Source organism: Clostridium tarantellae, assembly GCF_009295725.1.
GTDB lineage: Bacteria > Bacillota > Clostridia > Clostridiales > Clostridiaceae > Sarcina > Sarcina tarantellae.
Genome location: NZ_WHJC01000374.1, coordinates 1 through 2,822 on the forward strand (window position 1 = coordinate 1; position 2,822 = coordinate 2,822).

Genomic DNA, 2,822 nt, shown 5'->3' on the forward strand with positions numbered 1-2,822 from the left:
TATAAAAGCGCCACTTGACCATCTTGATGATGCTGATTCATTATTTCCATCTGTAACTAAATTAGCAGTAAAATAATCTGTTTCATTAGATGATGATACTGCTTGTTTATTTAATGCTAAATTTTTTATTGTTAAAATTGGTATTGCTATATTTCTTATATTATATATTTCAATTTCATAAAGTGAAACTGAAATAACTGTATTATTCTTTTCACAATATACTCTTATATATTTTGCACTTTGAGTAGAGTTTAAATTTATTATTTCTGTTTTTCCCAAACCATTAGTTGTTCTATAAACTGAAGTCCAATTAGTTGCATCATTTGAAACTTCTATTCTATATATAGTAGCATTTGCTACTTCCCAATATAATTTTATTGTATCAAATTCAGTTATTTTCCCTAAATCAACATATATCCATTGCTGCTCACCATTAATAAAAGGTCCGCTTGACCATCTTGATGATACTGATGTGTTATTTCCATCTGTCACCAAATTTGGGGTGAAGTAATCTGTTTCATTAGATGATGATATTGCTTCTTTATTTAATGCTAAATTTTTTGATGCCATTATACCCATATTGTATATTTCAATTTCATAAAGTGAAACTGAAGGAATAGTATTATTTTTTTCACAGTATACTCTTACATACCTTGCACTTTGAGTAGAATTTAAAGTTATTGTTTCTAATCCTCCTACCCCTTCAGTTGTCCTATAAACTGAAGTCCAATTAATTGCATCATCTGAAATTTGTATTCTATATATAGTAGCATTTGCTACTTCCCAATATAATTTTACTGTATCAAATTTAGTTATTTCTCCTAAATCAACATATATCCATTGATGTTCCCCATTAGTAAAAGGTCCACTTGACCATCTTGATGATACTGATGTATTATTCCCATCAGTCACTAAATTTGGAGTGAAATAATCTGTTTCATTGGATGATGATATCGCTTGTTTATTTAATGCTAAATTCTTTGTTAAAGTACCTATTTGACTCACTTCTTTTCCATAAATCCCAAGTTCAGAAATATGAACTGCTTCATTTGCAGAACAATATTCTATAATAATTTTTACATATCTTACTTCAACATCACCATTTAACTTAAAGGTATCTCCTTCAGTAGTTGCCTTATTATTATTATTTTTTTCAGCAATTTTATTATAATTTATTTTATCTATACTTCCATAAATACTATAATGATAATATCTAACACCATCTACATAATTAACTATATTAATAGAATCTAAAGCATAAATTTTTTCTAAATCTATTTCTAAATAAGAAGGATATTGCCCACCATCCCAGTAAGTGTTCAAATCTCCATCTATAGCATTAATCAACTTATTTTTTTCATGTTCATTTTGTCCATAAACAAGTTTGCCTTCTGCTATATTAATTAGCCTATTATATATTTCAATTTCATAAAGTGAAACTGAAGGAATAGTATTATTTTTTTCACAGTATACCCTTACATATCTTGCACTTTGAGTAAAAGTTAAAGTTATTTTTTCTACTCCACCCATGCCTTCAGTTGTCCTATAAACTGAAGTCCAATTAGTTGCATCATTAGAAACTTCTATTCTATATATAGTAGCATTTGCTACTTCCCAATATAATTTTACTGTATCAAATTCAGTTATTTTTCCTAAATCAACATATATCCATTGATGTACTTCATTAGTAAAAGGGCCACTCGACCATCTTGATGATGTTGATGTGTTATTTCCATCGGTTACTAAATTTGGAGTAAAATAATCGGTTTCATTAGATGATGATACTGCTTTTTTATTTAATGCTAAATTCTCTGATAAAACTGATTTCATATCTTTTAAATAAGAAAACTTAGTAAACACTTCATTACCTAAATCTTTTAAACTAAAATTAGTAGGTTCACTACTATATTCTTTATTATTTATAACCCATGTCCAATCAAAGTTAAACCAATCTATATTTTTAGGTTCAGTTCCTGTATCTATAGCATTTTTTAATGAATTTATCCACATTTCCCATCTGCCATAATAAAAATCTCCAGTTAAACCTGACCATTGTCTATTTGAATAATCACGCAATCCACCAGCTTCTGATTGTAGTAAGCCTCCCCATGTAGTTATGAGAGCTTTAGCATTTAACTTAAACATATCTGTTGAAAACTCATCAAAAGCTATTTCTTTAGCATATTTTATCCATCTTCCCACTAAAAATACCCTTTGAGTGCTTAGTATTTTTTCTTGTAGCTTTATGAGATTTAAAAATTTATCTGCATATAATTTAAATCCTACTGAATCATTTGAATTATATAATGATACAAATTTATTATAATACTCTTGAGCAGAATTAGCTAAAACTTGTCTTAAATAATCTGCTAAATCAAATAAATAACCTGGATAATCCTTAAGCTCATCATAATCAGCTAATAAAAGTTTAACAGCTTTTTCAAATTTAATTTTATCATAAAGAACTGTAATGCTTCCAACAAGAGCTGATGACCTTACTCCAAAACCAGGTCTTGCATTAATTATAGATTCAGATGCTCCTTCATGATAATGAGTCCTTTTAGCATACGCAGTTTCATTAAATATTTTCCATGCATTATATGCATTATCTGTATATTTTCCATATCTTCTTTCTATATAATCCTTTAACCATAACTCAACATTAACGACATCTGTAGTCCAAGCCATTTCAAAAAGTAAATCAAATAACACTGGATTTGATTCAAGTGCTTCTGGAGTGATACCAATTCCTTTCATGTGTGATGTTTTTCCTGTAGATGTTGTTTTATACGCATTTGGTATTTCTGTTGCTAAAACTCCAA

The 2,822-nt window shown here is 28.3% G+C and carries 1 protein-coding gene; it reads right to left on the minus strand.

The features are described from left to right. The coding region (locus tag GBZ86_RS14640) for a discoidin domain-containing protein (protein ID WP_207707464.1) at positions 1-2,822 on the minus strand (2,822 nt) is incomplete at both ends.